Source organism: Rugamonas violacea, assembly GCF_016461825.1.
GTDB lineage: Bacteria > Pseudomonadota > Gammaproteobacteria > Burkholderiales > Burkholderiaceae_D > Rugamonas.
Map to the genome: position 1 here is coordinate 368,816 of NZ_JAEMNU010000037.1, position 21,180 is coordinate 389,995.

At 68.4% G+C, this 21,180-nt stretch carries 16 protein-coding genes; 10 read left to right on the forward strand and 6 right to left on the reverse strand.

Annotated features, from left to right (window positions below; translation table 11 throughout):
• Window positions 1-47: 47 nt before the first annotated feature.
• Complete coding sequence (locus H7U20_RS09280; protein WP_304621717.1) at window positions 48-1,739, reverse strand: glycosyl hydrolase family 18 protein; 1,692 nt, start codon at window positions 1,737-1,739, stop codon at window positions 48-50.
• A 497-nt stretch (window positions 1,740-2,236) separates the two neighbouring features.
• Here H7U20_RS09280 and H7U20_RS09285 point away from each other — a divergent pair, with 497 nt between their 5' ends.
• The 5 genes from H7U20_RS09285 to H7U20_RS09305 all read left to right on the forward strand — a co-directional run bounded on the left by H7U20_RS09285 (window position 2,237) and on the right by H7U20_RS09305 (window position 10,414).
• The gene (locus H7U20_RS09285; protein WP_199758843.1) at window positions 2,237-3,451 is read left to right on the forward strand and encodes a M48 family metallopeptidase; all 1,215 of its coding nucleotides are present in this window, start codon (window positions 2,237-2,239) and stop codon (window positions 3,449-3,451) included.
• Between the two features lie 128 nt (window positions 3,452-3,579).
• Window positions 3,580-4,200 (forward strand): nicotinamide riboside transporter PnuC, encoded by a 621-nt coding sequence (pnuC, locus tag H7U20_RS09290; protein WP_199758844.1) that lies wholly within the window; start codon window positions 3,580-3,582, stop codon window positions 4,198-4,200.
• Window positions 4,201-4,514: 314 nt separating this feature from the next.
• A complete protein-coding gene (locus H7U20_RS09295; protein ID WP_199758845.1) occupies window positions 4,515-7,070 on the forward strand; it encodes a TonB-dependent receptor in 2,556 nt (851 codons plus the stop codon).
• 232 nt (window positions 7,071-7,302) lie between these two features.
• A complete protein-coding gene (locus tag H7U20_RS09300) occupies window positions 7,303-8,652 on the forward strand; it encodes an MFS transporter (protein WP_199758846.1) in 1,350 nt (449 codons plus the stop codon).
• 187 nt (window positions 8,653-8,839) lie between these two features.
• The gene (locus tag H7U20_RS09305; RefSeq protein ID WP_199758847.1) at window positions 8,840-10,414 is read left to right on the forward strand and encodes a methyl-accepting chemotaxis protein; all 1,575 of its coding nucleotides are present in this window, start codon (window positions 8,840-8,842) and stop codon (window positions 10,412-10,414) included.
• Window positions 10,415-10,554: 140 nt separating this feature from the next.
• On the opposite strand, the gene H7U20_RS09310 is transcribed toward H7U20_RS09305, so the two are convergent.
• Window positions 10,555-11,334 carry a response regulator transcription factor gene (locus tag H7U20_RS09310; RefSeq protein WP_199758848.1) on the reverse strand — a complete coding sequence of 260 codons (780 nt, stop codon included), beginning with the start codon at window positions 11,332-11,334 and terminating at the stop codon, window positions 10,555-10,557.
• 205 nt (window positions 11,335-11,539) lie between these two features.
• Between H7U20_RS09310 and H7U20_RS09315 the strand changes: the two genes are divergently transcribed.
• A complete protein-coding gene (locus tag H7U20_RS09315; RefSeq protein ID WP_093389993.1) occupies window positions 11,540-12,031 on the forward strand; it encodes a winged helix-turn-helix transcriptional regulator in 492 nt (163 codons plus the stop codon).
• Between the two features lie 51 nt (window positions 12,032-12,082).
• Here the strand turns inward: H7U20_RS09315 and H7U20_RS09320 are convergent, their stop codons facing one another.
• From H7U20_RS09320 to H7U20_RS09330, 3 genes are read right to left on the reverse strand one after another with little or no spacing between them, the layout of a single operon-like run.
• The gene (locus H7U20_RS09320; protein WP_199758849.1) at window positions 12,083-13,027 is read right to left on the reverse strand and encodes an anti-sigma factor family protein; all 945 of its coding nucleotides are present in this window, start codon (window positions 13,025-13,027) and stop codon (window positions 12,083-12,085) included.
• Window positions 13,024-13,545, reverse strand: a complete 522-nt coding sequence (locus H7U20_RS09325; RefSeq protein ID WP_199758850.1) for an RNA polymerase sigma factor — start codon at window positions 13,543-13,545, stop codon at window positions 13,024-13,026. The genes H7U20_RS09320 and H7U20_RS09325 overlap by 4 nt, the downstream gene beginning before the upstream one ends.
• A gap of 11 nt (window positions 13,546-13,556) precedes the next feature.
• Window positions 13,557-13,940 (reverse strand): COG4315 family predicted lipoprotein, encoded by a 384-nt coding sequence (locus H7U20_RS09330; protein WP_199758851.1) that lies wholly within the window; start codon window positions 13,938-13,940, stop codon window positions 13,557-13,559.
• A 249-nt stretch (window positions 13,941-14,189) separates the two neighbouring features.
• On the opposite strand from H7U20_RS09330, the gene H7U20_RS09335 reads away from it, so the two are divergent.
• Both H7U20_RS09335 and H7U20_RS09340 read left to right on the forward strand, forming a co-directional pair.
• Complete coding sequence (locus H7U20_RS09335) at window positions 14,190-15,134, forward strand: AEC family transporter (protein ID WP_199758852.1); 945 nt, start codon at window positions 14,190-14,192, stop codon at window positions 15,132-15,134.
• 239 nt (window positions 15,135-15,373) lie between these two features.
• Window positions 15,374-18,211, forward strand: a complete 2,838-nt coding sequence (locus H7U20_RS09340) for a diguanylate cyclase (protein WP_199758900.1) — start codon at window positions 15,374-15,376, stop codon at window positions 18,209-18,211.
• Window positions 18,212-18,265: 54 nt separating this feature from the next.
• Here H7U20_RS09340 and H7U20_RS09345 read toward each other — a convergent pair whose 3' ends face one another.
• On the reverse strand, window positions 18,266-18,733 hold the full coding sequence (locus H7U20_RS09345; RefSeq protein ID WP_199758853.1) for an OsmC family protein: 468 nt from the start codon (window positions 18,731-18,733) through the stop codon (window positions 18,266-18,268).
• 140 nt (window positions 18,734-18,873) lie between these two features.
• Here H7U20_RS09345 and H7U20_RS09350 point away from each other — a divergent pair, with 140 nt between their 5' ends.
• Window positions 18,874-19,440, forward strand: a complete 567-nt coding sequence (locus H7U20_RS09350; RefSeq protein WP_199758854.1) for a DNA-3-methyladenine glycosylase I — start codon at window positions 18,874-18,876, stop codon at window positions 19,438-19,440.
• The gene (mnmC, locus tag H7U20_RS09355; RefSeq protein WP_199758855.1) at window positions 19,437-21,128 is read left to right on the forward strand and encodes an FAD-dependent 5-carboxymethylaminomethyl-2-thiouridine(34) oxidoreductase MnmC; all 1,692 of its coding nucleotides are present in this window, start codon (window positions 19,437-19,439) and stop codon (window positions 21,126-21,128) included. The genes H7U20_RS09350 and mnmC overlap by 4 nt, the downstream gene beginning before the upstream one ends.
• Window positions 21,129-21,180: the final 52 nt, after the last annotated feature.

A 21,180-nucleotide genomic window follows, 5' to 3' on the forward strand; every position in this document is an offset into this window, starting at 1 on the left:
AACGGCGCGGCGTCGGCGGGCCGGCACGGGCGGCGGCCCGGGCCGAATCAGCGGCCCTTCCACACCTCGCTGGTCAGGGCGCCGCTGGCGTCGCCGTCCAGTTCCCACGAGAAGGCGCCGCGCAGGCCCTGGTCGCGCATGTACTGCATCTTGACGCCGATCACGCTCTCGTCGTCATAGCTCCACCATTCGCCGCCCGAGGTCAGCAGGAACAATTGCTTGGTGGCCGGGTGATACCAGCGCGTGCCAACCTTGTTCTTGAGCACTTTGTAGTCCTCGATACCGGACTCGTAGGTGCCGCTCGCGCCGCCCGTGGTGGCCTGGTACAGACCGTTGCCGTTCGGCCCCGCCGTCACACCCTTCCAGCCGCGTCCGTAGAAGGGCACGCCGAGCAGGATCTTGTTGCGGGGCATGCCGGCCGCCACCAAGGCGCTGATGCCGTCGTTGGTGTTGTACTTGGCCAGGTTGCCGGTGGCCGGATCGGCCGGGTCGTGGTACAGCGGCGAGTGGAAGTTGGTGGTGTTTTCCCAACCGCCATGGAAGTCATAGGTCATCACGTTGACCCAGTCCATGTACTGGCTGTACAGCGCCGGTTCGGTCTGCGCGATCTTCTCGGTGCCGGCGCCGATGGCGGCGGTCAGCGCGTAGCGCTTGCCGTCGACGGCGCCCTGGGCGTCGAGCTGGGCGCGGAACTCGGCCATCAACAAGGTGAAGTTGTGCTTGTCGTTGACCGTGTCGACCGTGTTGTACGGTTGACCGCCGCCGCCCGGGTATTCCCAGTCGATGTCGATGCCGTCGAACACGCCCTTGGCCGCGCCGGGTCCGCCACGGCCGTCCTGCACCGGCAGGTCACCGGCGATGAACTGCTTGACGCAGGAGCGCGCCAGTTGCTTGCGCAAGGCGTCCGTCTTGGCCGCCGCCGAGAACTGCTTCGACCAGGTCCAGCCGCCCAGCGAGATGAAGACCCGCAGGTTGGGGTGGGCCGCCTTGAGCAGTTTCAGCTGGGCGAAGTTGCCGGTCAGCTTGGCGTCCCACGGGATGGTCTTGCCGTCGACGGTGCGCACCGGCTGGCGCTGGTAGTCGGCGAAGGAGTCGCCGCCGGTGCCGGCGCTGGCCGGTGGCGGCGACTCGTTGCCGGTCTCGGTGCGCGTCACCATGTCGCATTCGTAACCGCCGTTCTTGGCGTAGACGTTGCCGAAGGCGTAGTTGATAAAGCTCAGCTGGTCGGCCACGCTGGTCTGCACGCCGTTCACCGGGGTCTTGGTGGTGTGGATGTCGGCCACTTCGTAACCACGGCCGTAGACGCCCCACTGGGCGAAGTAGGAGCCGATCTCGCGGCCGCCGATCGGGGTGGGGGTGGGCGGCGTCGGCGTCGGTGGGGTTGGGGTCGGTGGCGTCGGGGTCGGCGTCGGCGGGGTCGGCGTCGGGGTTGGCGGCGTCGGGGTTGGGGTTGGCGTCACGCCGGTTTCGCTCCACGGCCCCCATTGCTCGGTGCCGGGCACATTGCCCTGGGTCCACCACTTGGCGGTGTACAGCTTGCCTTCGTAGCTGACACAGTTGCCGGCCGTGTAGACCTGGCTGGCCACCCAGGCGGCGCAGCTGTCGGCCAGCGTGGCGCCGCCCTGCGCCAGCAGTTTGTTGCCCTGTGTTTCCTGCTCGGAGCCACCGCCGCCGCAACCGGCCAGCATGGCGCCGATCAGTGCGGTGATGAGTCCAGTTGCTGTTTTTTGATAGTGCATATCGTCTCCCTCTTCGTTAGAACTGTGGGTCCCGTTCCGCCGGCAAGCCGCAGCCACTGCGGTTTTCCGGCACGGTAGGACGAGAATGGAACGCGCGAAAGTGGTAGTCAAGTGGTTTCAAGTACCCTTGTTTTTGGCAATACCAGTGCTAATTCCGGTCTTACAGTTTTGCGCGGAAAAGCGTCATTGAAGGCGCCCGAAAACGCGGCCGGACGGCGCGCCCGGACGGTGCCGGTTTGCCGGTTTGCCGGGCTGGCGCGCGGCGTGAACTGTTAATTTTTACTTTGCCAAATCGTGTCACGAGCAAGTTTGTTTATTGCTTAACAAGTAAGTGTTTCCTTAAAACTAGTACCAATTTGAAAAATTTAACAAAGTGGTATGCCCGCCCTTTTCGGCGCCGGCGCGGCGGCCGGCAAAAAGATAGCAAAAAGAGTTATTTTTTACTTAAAAAATCGGATAAAATGCCGCCAAGAAACTTTAGGTCGCCAGGGGCATGCATGGAATTGGTTTATAGGAAAGAAAAGACGCTGTTCGTCTTGATGTTGCTACTCTCGCTGGTATTGTGGCTGGTGCTGCTGGTCGGCACGGCCGGCATGATGGCGCTGTATCTGCTGCTGTTTTTCATCTCCTATTGTTTCGCCCAGTCGGCCCTGGTGTCCTATCTGAAGGGCACCGGCGTGCGGATCACGGCGCAGCAGTTCCCCGACCTGAAGGCGCGCATCGACGCCTGCTGCGCCCGGCTCGACATGGCGCAGGCGCCGGACGCCTACCTGCTGCAGATGGGCGGCGCCTTCAACGCCTTCGCCACCCGCTTCTTCGGCAAGCATTTCATCGTGCTGTATTCGGACGTGGTCGACGCGCTGGAGGAGCGGCCGGACGCGATCAATTTCTACATCGGCCACGAGATCGGCCACCTGAAACGCCACCACCTGAGCTGGTCCGCGCTGCTGATGCCGGCCGCCGCGCTGCCCTTGCTGGGCGCGGCCTATGCGCGGGCGCGCGAGTACACCTGCGACCGCCACGGCTTCCACGCCTGCGACGACCTGGCCAGCGCCCAACTGGGCCTGGCCGCGCTGGCGGCCGGCGGCAAGCGCTGGCGCGCCATGAACATCGGCAACTACGTGGCGCAGGCGCGCGAGTCGTCCGGTTTCTGGATGTCCTTCCACGAGCTGGTCGGCGACTATCCCTGGCTGGTCAAGCGCATGGCGGTGATGCGCGGCCTGGCCCAGGGCAAGGAGATCGAGCAACCGGCGCGCAGCGGCGCGGCCTATGTGCTGGCCTTGTTCGTGCCGCGCCTGGGTTTGGGCGGCGGCGTCGGCTCGCTGCTGGCGGTGCTGGCGCTGGCCGGCATTCTGGCCGCCGTCGCCCTGCCGGCCTACCGGGACTACGAGGCGCGCGCCAGGATGGTGCGCGCCGTCGCCGTCGGGCACGAGGCCACGGCCGCCGTCGAACGCTATTTCTATGCCAACGGCAAGGCGCCGGCCACCTTGGAGCAGGCCGGCTTCGCCCTGGCCGACCCCAGCCACGCCGTGCAGGACCTCAGCGTCGACGCCGGCAACGGCGTGGTGCGGGTGTTCCCGTCCGACCTGAGCTATCGCGGCAAGGCCATTGCGTTCACGCCCAGCCTGGACGAGAATAAGAAGATGGCGTGGCGCTGCGGCAGCGAGGAGATCCCCGCCAAGCTGTTGCCGGAGGAGTGCAAACCGCGCTGAGGCTGGGCTGAGCAGACCCAAGGGCACGCTCCGGGGTCAGACCCCCCGGGGGTCTGACCCCGGTCTTTGCCTGTGGGTGGTTTGGAGGACCCCGGCGCCTTCACCTTACCCCGAAAAGGAAACCCGCTTTGAGTCCACCCCTGGAAATCGCCGCCAACGCGGTCATGACATTGTCGATCGTGCTGGCGGGGCGCAACAACGCGCATTCCTGGTGGCTGGGCGTGCTCGGTTGTTCGATGTTCGCGCTGCTGTTCTACGGCGTCAAGCTGTACGCCGACGTGGCGCTGCAATTGTTCTTCATCGTCACCTGCGTGATCGGCTGGCTGCGCTGGCGCCGTGGCGCCGGCGGCGTCGCGCTGCCGATCGGCCGGGTGCGCGCCGGCCCGCTGGCCGCCATGGTGCTGCTCGGCGTCGCCGCCAGCGCCGCCTACGGCCTGATGCTGCACCGCTACACCGAGGCCTACGCGCCCTTCGTCGACTCGGCCGTGCTGGTGTTCAGCATCATCGCCCAGCTGCTGCTGATGGGACGCCGGTTGGAGAGTTGGCCGTTCTGGCTGCTGGTCAACAGCATCTCGGTGCCGCTGTACTTCAGTCGCGGCCTGCACCTGACCGCCTTGCTGTACGCCGCCTACTGGCTCAACGCCATCGTCTCCTGGTACTTCTGGCGCCGCCAGATGGCCGCCCCCGTGGCCGCGCCGGCGACCTCGACCGCGCCGGCCGCGCCGCCGCGCCGGGCCGCCGGCCTTTAGATCCAAATCGTATATACAAGGAACAAATGATTCGTTCCGACAAGTAATTCCGGCCGGTATAGTGCAAACTCCCTTGCACCACCGGCCTTTTGTTATGTTGCGTTCCACCCCGATTCCGACCCGCCTTGACCGTCACGTCCTGTACATGCTTTGCATGGCGCAGTGCATGTGCAGCGTCGCCTAACACCTTACCCCCGTAGTCCGCGGCAGCCCGCCGCAAATTGCGCAAGACCCGCGTCGACCCACCAGGCCGGCAGGGCTGTGCACGCCCTTTTTCCACCGGAAGAGGGCGCCAAACCCACCAAGAGGAAATCATGTTCAAGCCACTCAGCATCAGTTTAGCCATTGCCGCCGCCTTCCCGCAGTTCGCCTTCGCCGACGAGCCGGCCCGCGTCGTCGTCACCGGTTCCAACATCCGCGTCAGCGAGAAGGAGGGCGCCAGCGCGGTGCAGGTGATCTCCGCCAAGGAAATCGCCGCCTCCGGCAAGTCGAGCATCGCCGACGTGCTGCGCTCCATCTCGGCCAACAGCGGCAACAGCTACAACGAGCAGTACACCGGCAGCTTCTCGGCCGGCACGGCCGGACTGGCGCTGCGCGGCCTGGGGCAGCAGAACACCCTGATCCTGGTCAACGGCAAACGCGTCAGCCCGTATGCCACGGCGCAGGACATGAAGGAGGTCTTCGTCGACCTGAACAGCCTGCCGATGGCGGCGGTGCAGCGCATCGAGATCTTGAAGGACGGCGCCTCCTCGGTCTACGGCTCGGACGCGGTGGCCGGCGTGGTCAACATCATCCTGTACAAGGAATTCAAGGGCACCGAGATCAGCGTCAAGGGCGGCGCCTCGACCCAGGGCACGGGGCAGACGGACCAGAGCGCGGCCTTGCAGACCGGCTTCGGCAGCTTGGCCGAGGACGGCTACAGCGTGGTCTTCTCGGTCGACGCCCAGCACCGCAGCAAGCTGCAACAGTCGGACGTGGAGTGGATGCGCGGCAGCGACTGGCACGGCAACACCAACGGCTCGCTGGCCTGGGTGCCGACCAACTACTACGGCACCGACGCGACCAAATTGCTGGGCGGCCAGCAAGGTCCGCTGCAACTGAAACCCTACGGCGACATCAGCGCCGGCAAGACGGGCCTGGTGCAAGCCTACAATCCGGCCGAGTACCGGACGTTGATTCCCGGCGTCTCGCGGGTGCACTCCTCGCTGCGCGGCACGCTGCGCCTGAACGACGACACGGAAGCCTACGCCGAGCTGCTGTACGGCCATTCGCGCGCCGACCAGACCTTCGCCGCGCCGCTAACCGTCGGCAGCAGCCTGCGCGCCTGGAACAGCAAACTGCAACGACTGGACACCATCAGCGTCGCGCTGCCGGTCGGTCATCCGAACAATCCGGGCGCCACGCCGCTGCCGATCAACGCCACCTTGTTCGACCTCGGCCCGCGCCTGAAGCAGGACAAGGTCGATTTCTACCGCGTGCTGACGGGCCTCAAAGGCACGCTGGCCGGCTGGGAATACGACGCCTCGGTGGGCCGTTCAGCCAGCAAGTTGGAAGAGACGGTGCAGAACTTCGTCAACCGCTACGAGTTTGAAAAAGTGCTGGCCGACGGCAGTTACAACTTCGCCGACCAGTCGAAGAACAGCGAAGCGGTGCGCCAGCGTCTGCGCCTGTCGACCCTGCGGCCGGCCGAGTCCAAGCTGACCACGGTCGACGTCAGCGCCTCGCGCGACCTGTTCGCGCTGCCGGCCGGCCCGCTCGGTTTCGCCGTCGGCGGCCAGTGGCGCCGCGAGGAAATGAATTCGGACACCTCGACGGCCGTGCTGTCGGGCACCGAGCTGCGGCCGGCGATCAACATCATCAAGGGCACGCGCGACGTCTCGGCCCTGTTCGCCGAGTTCAACGCGCCCATCGTCAAGGACCTCAGCGTCAACCTGGCCGGCCGCGCCGACCACTACAGCGACTTCGGCAGCGCCTTCTCGCCGAAAGCCAGCGTGCGCTACCAGGCGGCCCAGTGGCTGCTGCTGCGCGGCACCGCGTCGCGCGGTTTCCGCGCCCCGTCGCTGCCGGAAATCACCAACAGCAGCTCGGTCAGCTACGGCTCGCTGATCGATCCGAAAGATCCGATCACGCCGAACCAGCCACGCGGCGTGACCAACATCACCCGCGCCAACGACCAACTGCGGCCCGAGCGCTCCAACAACCTGAACCTGGGCCTGGTGATCTCGCCGAGCAGCGACAGCAGCATCGGCCTCGATTACTACCGCATCAAGACGCGCGGCGTGATCGGCACCGACTCGGCCGACACCATCATCGCCAACGAAGCGCGCTTCCCCAACAAGATCGCGCGCGATGGCGAAGGCCGCATCAACACCCTGTATCTGCAGTACGCCAACCAGGGCGACCGGGAAGCCTCGGGCATCGACCTCGACCTGCGCCACAATCTCGACTTCAAGCAGTGGGGCAAGCTGGCCCTGACCGCCCAGCTGAGCAAGGTGCTCAAATTCTCGGCGCCGCTGTCCGAAGGCGAGCCGCTGACGAATGGTGCCGGCACCAATTACTTCGGCTCGATTCCGAAGTGGCGCGGCACCACCTCGGCCACCTGGGACATCGGCAGCTGGACCAGCACGCTGACCTGGAACTACGCCGACGGCTATGAGCAGACCACCCGTGCCGGCGAACGCGTCGCCCCGGTCGCCACCTTCGACGCCAACGTGGCGTGGAAAGTCACGCCGGCCGCCACCGTCAGCCTGGTGGTGCAAAACCTGACCGACAAGCGGCCGTCGTGGGATTCGTCGACCAGCTTCTTCGACTTCACCCAGGGCGACCCGCGCGGCCGCTTCGCCTCGGTCAAGCTGAACTACAAGTTCTGAGGCGTTGACACGGAGGGCGCCGGCGGCACCGGCAAGCCCCCGGGGCCAAGAGCCGGGGTCGGACCCCCGGGGGTCCGACCCCAGGTTTGCGCCGTTGGGTTTTGGCGCCGGCCGCCAGCGCCTCTCGATTCAGAAGGAAATCTGATAAATATACAAAAATATACTGTTTGTATGATAGATCGATCTGTTCTCTAATGGTTGCAATAAAAAAGCAAACCCCAGAGGAGACAAGATGGACACAGGCAAGGCAATCGACATCCCGGCGCTGATCGACAATGGCAAGACCGGCCGCTTCCAGGCCGGCGTGCTGCTGTTGTGCGGCCTGTGCGTCATCATGGACGGCTTCGACGTGCAGGCGATGGGCTATGTGGCGCCGGCCATCATCCAGGACTGGGGCGTCAGCAAGGCCAGCCTGGGACCGGTGTTCGGCGCCGGCCTGTTCGGCATGCTGGTCGGCTCGCTGCTGTTCAGCCTGTTGGCCGACCGCATCGGCCGCCGCCCCGTGTTGATCGCCGCCACCCTGTTCTTCGCCGTCTGCATGTTGCTGACTCCCTCGGCCGGCAGTCTGTTCCAGCTCGAACTGATCCGCTTCGTCACCGGCCTGGGCCTGGGCGCGGTGATGCCCAACGCCATGGCGCTGGCCGGCGAGTACAGCCCGGCGCGCCGCCGCGTCACCTTGATGATGCTGGTGTCCTGCGGCTTCACCATCGGCGCCGTGGCCGGCGGCCTGCTGTCGGCGGCGCTGATCCCGGCCTTCGGTTGGCACTCGGTGTTCTATGTCGGCGGCGCCGTGCCGCTGCTGATCGGCCTGCTGATGCTGGCCTATCTGCCCGAGTCGCTGCAGTTCCTGGTGTTGCGCGGCAAGGTCGAGCAGGTCGGCAAATGGCTGGCGCGCATCGACCCGCAGTTGCACATCGACGCCGGCACGCGCTACCTGGTCAACGAGAAGCAGCGCGCCGGCGCCAGCGTGGCCCAGTTGTTCCGCGAGGGCCGCGCCCGCACCACCGCGCTGCTGTGGGTGGTCAATTTCATGAATCTGCTCAACCTCTATTTCCTTTCCAACTGGCTGCCCAGCATCGCCAAGGACGCCGGCCTGTCGACGCAGACGGCGGTGCTGGCCGGCACCGTGCTGCAGGTCGGCGGCACCATCGGCACCCTGACCATGGGCCGGTGGATAGACCGCGCCGGCTTCCAGCGCGTGCTGGTGCCGTCCTTCCTCGTCGCCGCCGCCGCCATCGCCCTGATCGGCCGCGCCGACGCCTCGCTGGCCTTGCTGTTCTGCGCCATCTTCGTCACCGGCTTTTGCATCGTCGGCGGCCAGCCGGCCGTCAACGCGCTGGCGGCCCAGTACTACCCGACCACCTTGCGCGCCACCGGCATCGGCTGGAGCTTGGGCGTGGGCCGCATCGGCTCGATCGTCGGCCCGGTGCTGGGCGGCCAGCTGATCGGCATGAACTGGCCCAACAGCAGCATCTTTTTGCTGGTCGCCGTGCCGGCGCTGCTGTCGGCCGGCATGTTGTGGCTGATGGCGGCGCGCGACACGCGCGGCGCCGGGCAGGCGCCGGCCGCCCTGGCGGAGTAGCACGGCAAGCTTTCAATTCGCTATCTTGGCGGAAAAAAAGTAACTTTACGCAACACCCGGCGGCATAACTGTCGACAGCCGGACGCGACGGCCATATGATGTTCGAGTTGGCATTAGGGAAACTTCCTTTGCCGGCCACCGCCATTGTCGCGTCCGTCGGCGAGCGGTTACACAGCGGGGAGACGCCATGAAGTGGTTTTATGATTTGAACATCGCACGCAAGCTGACCATGGCTTTCGCCGTGGTGATCGCCATGACCTGTTTCCTTGGCGTCTTCTCGATCGGCCAGCTGGTCAAGGTCGACCAGGCCTCGACCGACATCGCCACCAACTGGATGCCGGCGGTGCGCTACCTGGGCCAGATGCAGGCCTCGCTGTCGCGCTTCCGCATCTCCGAAGCGACCCACATCCTGCTGGCCGAGGAGGCCGAGATGGCCGCCACCGACAAGTCGATGGCCGGCCGCGTCGAGACGCTGCGCAAGCAGCAGGCCAACTACGCCACCCTGGTGTCCGAGCCGGAGGAGAAGCGCATCTACGGCGAGCTGCAGAAGTCGCTCGACGATTACATGGCGCAGAGCGGCAAGTTGGTGGTCTTGTCGCGCGAGGGCAAAAAGGACGAGGCGCGCGCGCTGTTCCGTGGCGATTCGAACAAGGTGTTCCGCCAGCTCAACGAGCAACTCGACGGCCTGGTCAAGATCAACGACGAGGGCAGCGCCGCCTCCAACAAATCGGCCAGCGCCACCTTCGTGCTGTCGCGCAACTTGATCATCACCATTTTGCTGGTGTTGATCGGCGTCGGCCTGGCGCTGGCGCTGTTCGTCGCCCGCACCGTCGCCGTGCCGCTGCGCGAGGCGGTGGTGATCGCCCAGCGCGTCGCCGACGGCGACCTGACCGGCGTGATTGTCGCCACCAGCAGCGACGAGACGGGCCAATTGATGCATTCGCTCAAGGCGATGAACGACAGCCTGCTGCGGGTGGTCGGCGAGGTGCGCATTGGCACCGACACCATCGCCACCGCCTCGTCGGAGATCGCCAGCGGCAACCTCGACCTGTCCAGCCGCACCGAGCAACAGGCCAGCTCGCTGGAGGAGACCGCCTCGGCGATGGAGCAGCTGACCTCGACCGTGCGGCAGAACGCCGACAACGCGCGCCAGGCCAACCAGCTGGCGCAGTCGGCTTCGGGCATCGCCAGCGACGGCGGCCAAGTGGTCGGCAAGGTGATCGACACGATGGAGTCGATCAGCGCCTCGTCGCGCAAGATCGTCGACATCATCAGCGTGATCGACGGCATCGCCTTCCAGACGAATATTCTGGCCTTGAACGCGGCCGTCGAGGCGGCCCGCGCCGGCGAGCAGGGCCGTGGTTTCGCGGTGGTCGCCTCGGAGGTGCGCAACCTGGCCCAGCGCAGCGCGGCGGCGGCCAAGGAGATCAAGGAGTTGATCGCCGACTCGGTCAGCAAGGTCGATTCCGGCACCAGCCTGGTGCAGCAGGCCGGCAGCACCATGAACGAGGTGGTGGCCAGCGTGCGCCGGGTGACCGACGTGGTGGCCGAGATCTCGGCGGCCAGCCAGGAGCAGAGCACCGGCATCGAGGAGGTCAACAAGGCGATCACCCAGATGGACGAGGTGACCCAGCAGAACGCCGCGCTGGTGGAGCAGGCCGCCGCCGCCGCCTCGTCGCTGCAGGAGCAGGCCGCCAAGCTGGCGGCGGTGGTCAGCGTGTTCCAGTTGGACGGACGCGGCGCGGCGCCACGGTTGCGCTGAGCGCGCGCTCAAGCATCGCAGTCAACCATCGAGGGAATATCCGGCAACGACAGCAATAAATCAACAAGCAGCAACAAGAATCACCAAGAAACAACAAGAATCCGGCCGGCGCCTCGGCGCCGGCCGCTGCGCCGGGGGAGTCAATCCTCCGGCGTTTTTTTATGTTGCTGCATCGATAGGCGGTAGGCGCTGGGGGTGACGCCGATGCGCTCGCGGAAGGCGGTGGCGAAGTTGCCGGCGTTGTTGAAGCCGATCAGCAGGGCGATGTCCTGCACGTCGATCTCGCTCTCGCGCAGCAGTTGCACGCCCCGGCGGATGCGCTCCTCGCGGATGAAGGCGAACACCGTCATGCCGGTCTGCTCGCGGAACACCTGCGACAGTTTCTCGCGGTAGGTGCCGACGCTGCGGGCGATCTCGGCCAGGTTGGGCAGGGCCGCCAGGTTGTCGGCGATCAGGCGCTTGACGGCGCGCACCAGCACGGCGTCCGGGTCGGCGGCCTGGCCGACGGCGGCGGCGGCGCCGGGCCGCTGCACCAGGTTCAGGTGGACGTGGATGCGCGCCGCCAGCTCGCCCGGCGAGAACGGCTTGGAGACGTAGTCGACGCCGCCGATCGACAGGCCCATGATGCGTTCCTCGTCGGCGTCGGCGCCGCTGAGGAAGATCACCGGGATGTCGCGCGTGGCCGGGTTGGCCTTGAGCAGGCGGCAGGCGGTGTAGCCGTCCATATTCGGCATGCGCACGTCGAGCAGGATCAGGTCCGGCTGGTTGGCCAGCGCCAGTTGATAGCCCTGCAGGCCGTTGAAGGCGACCGAGATGCGGTAGGGGTGCTCGCTCAACAAATCCATCAGCATGCGCTGCTCGAACGCGGAGTCGTCCACGATCAGGATATGGCGCACGGTCGATTCGTTGCTTGGAAACATGATCAATTTGATACGTTAACTAGAAGTGTGTTGCGTATTATGCCTATCTTTCCATTTTTTTTAATAGTTTTCTCTGCATCCAAAACCGTCGTCTCGCCCAGCAAAAGCAAGCATTTTACGAATGGACAATAATGACTTTGCGAAAGCGGTGACTCTGCCGTCACCCCGCAATCTCACCCGCATCAGCACCGGAACGGAGTCCTTCATGAAACATACCGATTTTGGCCGCATGCCCTGTCCGATCGCCCGCAGTTTGGGGAAGGTTGGGGAGTGGTGGAGCATCCTGATTTTACGCGATGCCTTCTATGGCTTGTCGCGCTTCGACGAATTCGAAAAGAGCCTGAAGATCGCGCCGAACATGTTGACGCGCCGTCTGGCCGGCCTGGTCGAAGGCGGCTTGATGGAGCGGCGCCAGTACAGCGCCCGTCCACCACGCTATGAATACGTGCTGACCAAGTCCGGCCGCGCTTTCAAGCCGGTGCTGCTGGCCTTCATCGCCTGGGGCAACGACCACCTGGCACCGGAGGGCGCCAGCTTGCTGGTGGTCAGCCGCGAAACCGGCAAGCCGGCCGACCAGGTGCTGGTCGACGCCAACAGCGGCCTGGCCATCAACGACGAGGACTATATGTTCGCGCCGGGACCGGCCGCCTCCGAGAACATGCGTTCGCGCCTGATCGAGGTCGGCAAGCACGCTTGAGTTGGCTTTGAACCCCGCCCGGACCCCGGGCGGAACGGTCCGGCCCTCCGCTCAGGAGGCCGGTTCCAGTTGTGCATAGACGGCGCCGGCGACCTTGCCCAGCGCCGTTTTGTCGAGCACGCCGGACAGGGCGTAGCCGAACTTCCCGTCGATCCAATAGAACACGCTGACCTGGCCCTCCTGCGCGTAGCGGAAGCCGGTGCTGTCCTGCTGTTGCTGCTCGGTCGAGACGTACAGCGTCAGGCGCTGGCCGGCGCCGTCGCGGTACATGAACTGCGCCACCGGACCGCTCTGGCCCGGCAGCAGGCGGCCGCCCTCGAGCGCGTAGCCGAGTTGCTGCAACTGCGGCGGCCGCAGCGGCGTGCCCAGCCGTTTCGACAACCAGGCCACCAGATGTTGTTGCTGGTCGGCGCCGACCTCGACCGGATGGCGCTGTTCCGGGCTGTAGACGGCGTGGGCGATGGCGGCGCGGCGCGCCAGGCCGTCGCCGCCGTACCGGCGGGCGGCGTCGTCGCGGGCCAGGAGCGCCGAGCCGGCGGCGCCGGCGGCGCGGATGGCCGCCGTGTCGTCGCCGCCGGCGCGGACGATGGCGGCGGCGCCGGCGCCGCTGCCCAGCGCCAGGGCGCTGTCGCCGGCCGCTGTCGTCCGCCCGTGCAGCAGCCAGCCGCCGGCGCCGCCGGCCAGGGTCAGCGCCAGCATGGCGGCGTAACGCAGCGGCGCGCGCGCATGCCAGTCCGGCCGGCGCGGCGGCGGTGGCGGCGGCGGCGGCAGCGCCTGGGCGGGCCGGCGCGGCAGCAGCAAACGGGCCGGCGCCGCCTCGTCGAGCAGGGGGTCGAACAACTGGCGCAGGGCGGCGTTCTGCTCGCGGTAACTGTGCAGGCGGGCCGCCTCGGCGGGACGCTCGGCCAGATAGTCGGCCACTTCCTGGGCGCGGGCGGGCGGCAGCAGGCCGTCGACCCAGGCTTGCAGATCGGCTTCGGTAATCGGATTGTTCATTTAACCACCTTGAGCGGCGCCGGCACGGGCCGGCCCAGCATGAGCAGGCGCAGCCGTTCGCGGCCACGGGACAGGCGCGACATGACTGTGCCGACGGGGATGTCCAGACTCAGCGCGACCTCCTCGTAGCTCATTTCCTCCAGCGCCACCAGCAGCAGCACGGCGCGCTGTTCGGCCGGCAGGCGCGCCAGCGCGGCGTCCATGTCGCGCAGTTCGAGCCGGTCGGTGGGCGGCGCGGCGGCGCCCAGCGCCTCGCTCAGTTCGGCCGAGGGCGCCGCGACGTCGAGCGGCACCGTGCTCAGGCCGGGCCGGCGCAGCTGGTCGACGTGCAGATTGTGCATGATGCCGAACAGCCAGGGCCGCATGTCGCCGCCGCGCCAGGAGGCCAGCTTGTCCCAGCCGCGCTCGACGGTGTCCTGCACCAGATCGTCGGCGCGCGCGCGGTCGCCCAGCAGCGCCCGCGCGTAACGGCGCAGGCGCGGCAGGCAGGCGGTCAGGCTGGCGCCGGCGTCTTGCATGGGCGGCCCGCTCAGTCCTTGACGACGTGCCAGACGTTCTTGAAGTTGTCGCCGTTGCGCTCGCCGGCCTTTTGGTCGGCCTGGTACAGGTACAGCGGCTTGCCCTGGTAGGCCAGTTGCTTGGCGCCGTCGTCGCGCGTCAGCACGGAGTAGGGCGCGGCCACGGTGGCCGGCGCCGGCACGGCCGGCCAGTTGTCGGCGCAGGGGCCGTTGCAGACGCTCTTGCCGCTGGCGGCGACGTCCTTGTCGAAGGTGTACACGGTCATGCCGGCGGCGTTGACCAGGATGCCGTCCTGCCGATGCACGGCGTCGGCGGCGTGGGCGGCGCCGCACAGCAGCAGGGCGGCGAGGGCGGCGGCGAGGTGGCGGGTCGGGGTGGTGTTGGCTTGGCTCATGATGGATTCCTTGGGTGGGTGGGGCGGGCTGCCGTGGCTTGCACCGGATGCATTGGGGGTACGGTGTTACGGCGCGGTGTTACGGCGCGGTGTTACGGCGCGGTGTTACGGTGCGGTGTTACGGTGTATACGTGGCGGCCGGCGCGCCTATTCCATCGCCCGACAAATATATTTTTGGCGACCTCGACAGCATAGAGCAAAAGCGCGCGCCGGCCGCGCCGACCCGCTTACGCGCTTACAATGGCCACCATGCTCGCTATCCTCGCCGTCACCTTCCCCTTCTTCGCCTTGGTGCTGTGCGGCTATGTGGCGGTGCGCCGCGGCATGCTGCCGCTGATCGCCATCCCCGGCATGAACAGTTTCGTGTTGTATTTCGCGCTGCCCTGCATGCTGTTCCGCTTCGGCGCGGCGACGCCGCTGACCCAGTTGCTCGACGCCAGCCTGTTCGCCGTCTACCTGCTGTGCGCGCTGCTGATGGTGGCGCTGACCATGGCCGCCACGCTGAGCCGGCGCATCGACTGGAACGACGCCGCCTTCGGCGCCCTGGTGGCGGCCTTTCCCAACACCGGTTTCATGGGCGTGCCGCTGTTGCTGGCGTTGCTGGGGCCGCGCTCGTCGGGGCCGGTGATCCTGACCATCGCCGTCGACATGGTCATCACCAGCTCGCTGTGCATCGCCCTGTCGCGGGTCGGCAGCGGCCGTGGCCGCGGCGCCGTGCTGGCCGCGCTGCGCGGCATGCTGGCCAACCCGATGCCCTGGTCCATCGTGCTCGGCGCCCTGGCCTCGGCGCTGGGCCTGGCCCTGCCCGGGCCGGTGCAGCGCACGGTCGGCCTGCTGGCGGACGCCGCCTCGCCGGTGGCCCTGTTTACCATCGGCGCCGTGCTGGCCCGTTCGCAGATGGGCAGCGCCGACGCCACGCCGCTGCGCGAGTACGTGCCGGTGGCGCTGAAGAAGCTGGTGTTGCATCCGCTGCTGATGCTGGCGCTGGGCCGCGGCGCCATCTGGCTGGGCCTGCCGCTCGATCCCTACGCGCTGAACTGCATCGTGCTGGTGGCCTGCCTGCCCAGCGCGAGCAACGTCGCCATGTTGTCGGAACGCTACGGCGCCGACACCGGCCGCATCGCCCGCATCATCCTGGTCTCGACGGCGATATCGTTTTTGACATTTTCCGCCGCCGTGTCGCTGTTGCGCTAGCCGGCGGGTCTCCCGGCAGCTCAATTCTTGTTTCCGTCAGGAATCAACAATTGTCTTTGATATCAAGCACTTGAGTTGTTTCTCCGGCCGCAAACCCGCAGCGCCAGCGGCTTGCCGGCCAAACTGTGAAATAATGCGGATGCGCGTATAAATGCGCGAAAGCAAGAAAACCGCGCCGCCGGGCGCCTATCCGGGGCCCCCGTCGCGGTACAACAGGTTGAGGAATTGATTTAGTGGAAATGTTTGCGCTCGATGAAGAGTTGGCGCAGTGGAATGCGGCGCTGCCCTCGTCCGAGGGTGCTGCGCGGCTGACGCTGCTGGCCCAGCTCGCCTGGCACAACCGCCAGCGCGATCCCGCGCGCGCCCAGTCCTGGGCGGCCGAGGCGGCGCCGCTGCTGGCCGCGCTGGCCGAGGCGCAACGTTTCCCCCTGCAAGCCCGCTTCGAGCTGGTCGGCGCCGAGGCGCACTGGCTGGCCGGCGCCCTCGACGCCGCGCAGGGCCAGGCCGAGCACGCGCTGCAATTGTTCGAGCTGTGCGCCGACCCGCGCGGCCGCGCCGACGCCCACTGGCTGCTGGCCTGGATCGCCAACGACCGCGGCGATTGCGGCGGCGGCGACGCCGCCCTGGCGATCGCCTCGGCCAACGCGCGCGCCGTCGGCGACGCCCTGCGCGCCGACGTGATCGACGCCGCCAGCGCCATCTTCGGCGTGTTCGGCGACGTCCACCGCGCCATCGCGCGCTGGGGCCAGCGCTTCGACGCCGACCTGAGCCTGGTGCACCCGGTGGCGGCCGGCTGGATCAGCGACTACCACGGCACCAGCGCCTTCCAGGCCAGCGACTACGGCCGCGCCATCGGCCACCTGATGCACAGCTACGAGGCGGCCATGAGCAGCGGCCAGCGGCGCCGCGCCATCATCGTCGCCACCAACATCGGCAACGCCTTCACCAGCCTGAACGCGCACGACGCCGCGCTGGAGTGGATGCAGCGCGGCCTCGACCTGGCCCGCCCCACCGGCTGGCCGCTGAGCATCGGCCTGTGTCTGATGCAGACCGCCGAGACCTTGCGCCAGCTGGGCCAGCGCGAGGCCGCCCAGGGCCTGCTGCGCGAGGCCCTGCACACGCTGGCGCCGCTGTCGGGCTCGCGCGCCTACGCCATCGCGCTGGAGTACCAGGGCGACTTGGCGCTCGACCTGGGCAACTACAACGCCGCCCTCGACAGCTTCGCCCGCCTCGGCGAGCGCGGCGACGCGTTGCGCCAATCCGACTTCCAGAGCAGCGCGCGGCGCGGCCAGGCGCACGCGCTGTCGCAGCTGGACCGGCCGGCCGACGCGCTGGCCGTCGCCAACACCGCGCTGGCGCTGGCCTGCGAGCACGGCGACGCCTCCAACCAGATCGCCGCGCTGAGCGTGCTGGCGCGCATCCACGCCCGCCACCGCCTGGCGCCGCCCGGCGACATGGCCGCGCCCAACGCCGTGCTGCACTATCTGCAACTGGCGCTGGCCACCGCCGCCACCATCGACGGCTACGCCGTGCCCGGCGCGCTGCTCGACGCCGCCGCGCGCGAACACGCCGCCATCGGTGACTACGCCACCGCCTACCAGATCGCGCTGCAGGCCAGCGCGGCGCGCGACCAGACCCACAGCCAGCAGGCCACCAACCGCGCCATCGCCATGCAGGTGCAGTACCAGACCGAGCGCGCCCAGACCGAGGGCGAGCACCACCGCCAGCTGGCCGCCGCCGAGGCGCAGCGCGCCGAGGTGCTGCAGCAGACCAGCGCGACCTTGCAGCACCTGAGCGCGATCGGCCAGGAGATCACCGCCCACCTCGACGCGGCGGCGGTGTTCCGCGCCCTCGACCGCCACGTCCACGGCCTGCTCGACGCCACCCACTTCTCGATCTTCTTGCTTGAGCCGGACGGCCAGTCGCTGCGCTGCGCCTTCGGCGTCGAGGCGGGCAAGCCGCTGCCGGCCATCCGCTTCGCGCTGAGCGACCCCAAGGCCAACAGCTCGCGCTGCGTGCGCGAGCGGCGCGAGCTGCTCATCGAGCTGGAGGCCGACGGCGCCACGCCGAACCTGATCCCCGGCACGCTGCCGACCCTGACCCTGCTGTTCGCGCCGCTGCGCGTCGGCGAGCGCGTGCTCGGCGCGATGACGGTGCAGTCGCTGCACGCCCGCGCCTACGGCGACCGCGACCGGCTGATCTTCCGCACCCTGTGCGCCTACGGCGCCATCGCGCTCGACAACGCCGCCGCCTACCGCCAGGTCGAGGCGACCCTGAAGACGCTGAGCGCGACCCAGGAGCAGCTGCTGGAGAAGAACCTGGAGCTGGAGCGCGCCTACAAGGCGCTGGAGGAGGTCAGCCTGACCGACCAGTTGACCGGTCTGCGCAACCGCCGCTTCTTCCTGCAGCATGTCGACACCGACGTGGCGATGAGTTTGCGCCGCTACGACCAGGGCGCCCGCGCCGACTGCGCCGAGCGCGAGCCGATGCTGGACAAGGATCTGGTCTTCTTCATGGTCGACCTGGACCACTTCAAGGAGGTCAACGACCGCTACGGCCACGCCGCCGGCGATTCGATCCTGGTGCAGATGCAGGAGCGCCTGCGCGAGGTGTTCCGCGAGTCCGACTATTTGATCCGCTGGGGCGGCGAGGAGTTCCTGGTGCTGGCCCGCGCCACCCACCGCGACGAGGCCAAGGTGGTGGCCGAGCGCATCCGCTGCGCCGTGGCCGACCGGCCGTTCGAGCTGGCCGACGGCGCGCGCCTGGCCAAGACCTGCTCGATCGGTTTCGCCTGCTTCCCCTTCCTGCCGGCGCAGGCGCGCCTGCTGTCGTGGTCGCAGGTGGTCGAGCTGGCCGACCAGGGCCTGTACATCGCCAAGCGCTCCGGCCGCAACGCCTGGGCCGCGCTGTACGCCACCGAGTTGGCGCGGCCGGACGGCCTGTTCCCGCGCCTGATGCAGCAGCTCGACCAGGCCGTCGCCGAGGGCGAGGTGCGCCTGGTGACCAACCTGACCGGCCCGCTGGCGCTGGGCGGCGAGCGCCGCCGCGTCGGCCTGTCGAGCGACCTGGAAGCGTAGCCGGCGGCCCTGCCGCGTCGGCGCGCCGCCGCGTCCCGCGGCCTAAACTTAAACCTACAGCGGCAGCGGCGTCTCCACCACCACCTCGGCCTTGAGCGAATTGGCGATGTAGCACTTGTCGTGGGCGGCGTGGTGGATCGCCGCCAGCTCCTCGGCGCTCGGCCAGGCGGTGCCGGCGAAGCGGATCTCGGGGCGCAGCGTGATGCGCGTCATGGCCATTTTTCCCTCCTCGTTTTTACCCAGCTCGCCGATGGCGTGGTCGCGGTAGCTGTCGACCGTGTGGCCGCGCTGGCCGGCGATGGAGAGGAAGAACAGCATATGGCAGCTGGAGGTGGCGGCCACCAGCGCCTCCTCGGGGTCGAGGTTGGCCGCCTCGGACATCGGCAGTGGCACCGACAGCGGCGACGACGAGGCCGGCACGCTCAGGCCGCCGTCGAAGCTCCAGGTGTGCGCGCGGCTGTAGCGCTGATCCAGAAAATTTTGTCCATTGCGTTGCCACGCCAGCTTTGCCTCGAATTGCATGACTGCTCCTGTGATTGGTGGTGGGACGGCCCCGCCGTGGCGCCGGGCAGGGTAGCGAAGTTTAACCTTTTTGCCGCGCTCGGCAAGTGGCAAATAATTTATACTGGACGTCTTTCGCGCCACGTCGAGCCACGCCTCCCATGATACCTACCCGCTGCAAGTGGGCCAATTCGGCCAATCCCCGCTATGTCGACTATCACGACCACGAGTGGGGCGTGCCCTGCCACGACGAGCGCAAGCTGTTCGAGATGCTGAATCTGGAAGGCGCGCAGGCGGGCCTGAGCTGGGAGACCATCCTCAACAAGCGCGACAGCTACCGCGCCGCCTTCGACGACTGGGACGCGGAAAAAATCGCCGCCTACGACGCCGACAAGGTGGCCGCGCTGCTGGCCGATCCCGGCATCGTGCGCAACCGCCTGAAGGTGGCGGCGGCCATCGGCAACGCCCAGGCCTACCTGCGCCTGCGCGCCCAGGGTGGCAGCCTGGATCGGCTGCTGTGGGGCTATGTCGACGGCCAGACCATCGTCAATCCCGGCGCCGAGCGCATCGTCACCACCGCGCTGTCCGACCGCATCTCGAAGGACCTGGCCAAGCTGGGTTTCAAGTTCGTCGGCTCGACCATCATCTACGCCTATATGCAGGCGATCGGCATGGTCGACGACCACGCGCCCGACTGCTTCCGCCACCACGCGGCGCCGGGCGCGTGAGCGGCCCGCACGTCGTCCTCGACACCGACTTCGGCCGGGGCGAGCACTTCTTCGGTCTCTGGGCCGAGTGGCAGGCGGCGGCCGAGCGCGGCGCGCTGCACTACCTGGCCATCGCGCCAACGCCGCCGGCCGCCGCCGAGATTCCATCGGCCCAGCTGCGCGCGCTATGGCCGCCGTTGGTGCCCGGCCTGCACCGCATTCTGCTCGACGCCGGCCGCGTCACGCTCGACCTGATGATCGGCCCGGCCGAGGCGCTGCTGCCGCAGATCGAGGCGCGCGTCGACGCCTTCCACGTGCCGGCCGTGGCGGCCGACGCGCCGGCCATCCCGGCGCGCGCGCTGGCGCGCCTGGCGGTGCAGGGCGCCACGTTGTGGGCCGGCGCGCCGGACGAGGCGCAGGCCTGGGCCTTGCGCGCCGCCGGCTTCGCCTGCGCGGTGGCGCCCGGCGGCGCGACGCTGCCGCCCGACCTTTGCGGCGTCTACGCCAGCCGCGCACCGCAGCAGCCGGCGCCGGCCGCGCCCGAGCGGCGCGCCATCGTCATCGGCGCCGGCGTGGCCGGCTCGGCCGCCTGCGAGCGCCTGTGCGCGCACGGCTGGGACGTGACGCTGATCGAACGCCACGCCGCGCCGGCGCAGGAGGCGTCCGGCAACCTGGCCGGCATCTTCATGCCGCTGCTCTCAAAAGACGACAATATCCCGACCCGCCTGAGCCGCAGCGCCTTCCTGTTCGCGCTGCGCCAGTGGGTGCGGCTGGGCGGCGTCGGCAGCGCCTTCGCCGGCGCCAACTGCGGCGTGCTGCAACTGGCGCGCGACGCCGGCCACGCCGTCGTGCAGCGCGAGGTGGTCGAGGCCTGGAACTATCCGACCGAGTATGTGCGCTGGCTCGACGCCGCCGCCGCCTCGGCCCGCCTGGGTTCGGCCACGCCGCACGGCGGCTGGTTGTTCGAGCAGGGCGGTTGGGCGCGCCCGTCGTCACTGTGCGCGGCCCTGCTGGACGCCTGCGGCGCGCGCCTGCGCCGCGTCTTCTTGTCCGAGGCGTTGGCGCTGCAGCGCGTCGACGGCCGGTGGCAGGTGCGCGACAGCGGCGGCGCGCTGGTCGCCGAGGCGCCCACCGTGGTGCTGGCCACCGGCGCCGGCGCGCGCGCGCTGGCGCAGTCGGCGCCGCTGCCGTTGCAGGCGCTGCGCGGCCAGGTCACCCATCTGGCGCCCGAGCGGGTGCCGGCGCAGTCGCTGGTGGTGTGCCGCGAGGCCTACATCACGCCGCCTTTCGAGGGCGTGATCTGCGCCGGCGCCACCTACGACGACGACGCCGACCCGGCGCTGCGCGCCGCCAGCCAGCGGGAGAACATGGCGCGGCTGGCCGAGATCCTGCCCGGCGTGCGGGTCGACGACGCGCCGTTGGCCGGCCGCGTCGGTTTCCGCTGCGCCGCGCCGGACCGCCTGCCGCTGGCCGGCGCGCTGCCCGACTACCCGTCGGCCGGCCGCCTCGAACGGCTGCGCGACGTGCCGCGCCACCCCGGCCTGCACTGCCTGCTGGGTTACGCCTCGCGCGGCATCATCTGGGCGCCGCTGATGGCCGAGCTGCTGGTGTCGCAGCTCGAAGGGCTGCCGCTGCCGCTGGAGGCGAATTTGGCCGCCGCCCTCGATCCGGGGCGCTTCCTGCTCAAGGAGCGCCGCCGCAGCCAGTGAGGACGGCGCCAAAACCACCCAAGGGCGAAAACCTGGGGGCGGGGGGCCCCCC

What these genes read in the sequence shown, in the direction of transcription:
- H7U20_RS09280 (WP_304621717.1), bottom strand. Translation starts at nt 1,739, where the DNA reads ATGCACTATCAAAAAACAGCAACTGGACTCATCACCGCACTGATCGGC.
- H7U20_RS09285 (WP_199758843.1), top strand. Translation starts at nt 2,237, where the DNA reads ATGGAATTGGTTTATAGGAAAGAAAAGACGCTGTTCGTCTTGATGTTG.
- H7U20_RS09295 (WP_199758845.1), top strand. Translation starts at nt 4,515, where the DNA reads ATGTTCAAGCCACTCAGCATCAGTTTAGCCATTGCCGCCGCCTTCCCG.
- H7U20_RS09300 (WP_199758846.1), top strand. Translation starts at nt 7,303, where the DNA reads ATGGACACAGGCAAGGCAATCGACATCCCGGCGCTGATCGACAATGGC.
- H7U20_RS09305 (WP_199758847.1), top strand. Translation starts at nt 8,840, where the DNA reads ATGAAGTGGTTTTATGATTTGAACATCGCACGCAAGCTGACCATGGCT.
- H7U20_RS09310 (WP_199758848.1), bottom strand. Translation starts at nt 11,334, where the DNA reads ATGTTTCCAAGCAACGAATCGACCGTGCGCCATATCCTGATCGTGGAC.
- H7U20_RS09315 (WP_093389993.1), top strand. Translation starts at nt 11,540, where the DNA reads ATGAAACATACCGATTTTGGCCGCATGCCCTGTCCGATCGCCCGCAGT.
- H7U20_RS09320 (WP_199758849.1), bottom strand. Translation starts at nt 13,027, where the DNA reads ATGAACAATCCGATTACCGAAGCCGATCTGCAAGCCTGGGTCGACGGC.
- H7U20_RS09325 (WP_199758850.1), bottom strand. Translation starts at nt 13,545, where the DNA reads ATGCAAGACGCCGGCGCCAGCCTGACCGCCTGCCTGCCGCGCCTGCGC.
- H7U20_RS09330 (WP_199758851.1), bottom strand. Translation starts at nt 13,940, where the DNA reads ATGAGCCAAGCCAACACCACCCCGACCCGCCACCTCGCCGCCGCCCTC.
- H7U20_RS09335 (WP_199758852.1), top strand. Translation starts at nt 14,190, where the DNA reads ATGCTCGCTATCCTCGCCGTCACCTTCCCCTTCTTCGCCTTGGTGCTG.
- H7U20_RS09340 (WP_199758900.1), top strand. Translation starts at nt 15,374, where the DNA reads ATGTTTGCGCTCGATGAAGAGTTGGCGCAGTGGAATGCGGCGCTGCCC.
- H7U20_RS09345 (WP_199758853.1), bottom strand. Translation starts at nt 18,733, where the DNA reads ATGCAATTCGAGGCAAAGCTGGCGTGGCAACGCAATGGACAAAATTTT.
- H7U20_RS09350 (WP_199758854.1), top strand. Translation starts at nt 18,874, where the DNA reads ATGATACCTACCCGCTGCAAGTGGGCCAATTCGGCCAATCCCCGCTAT.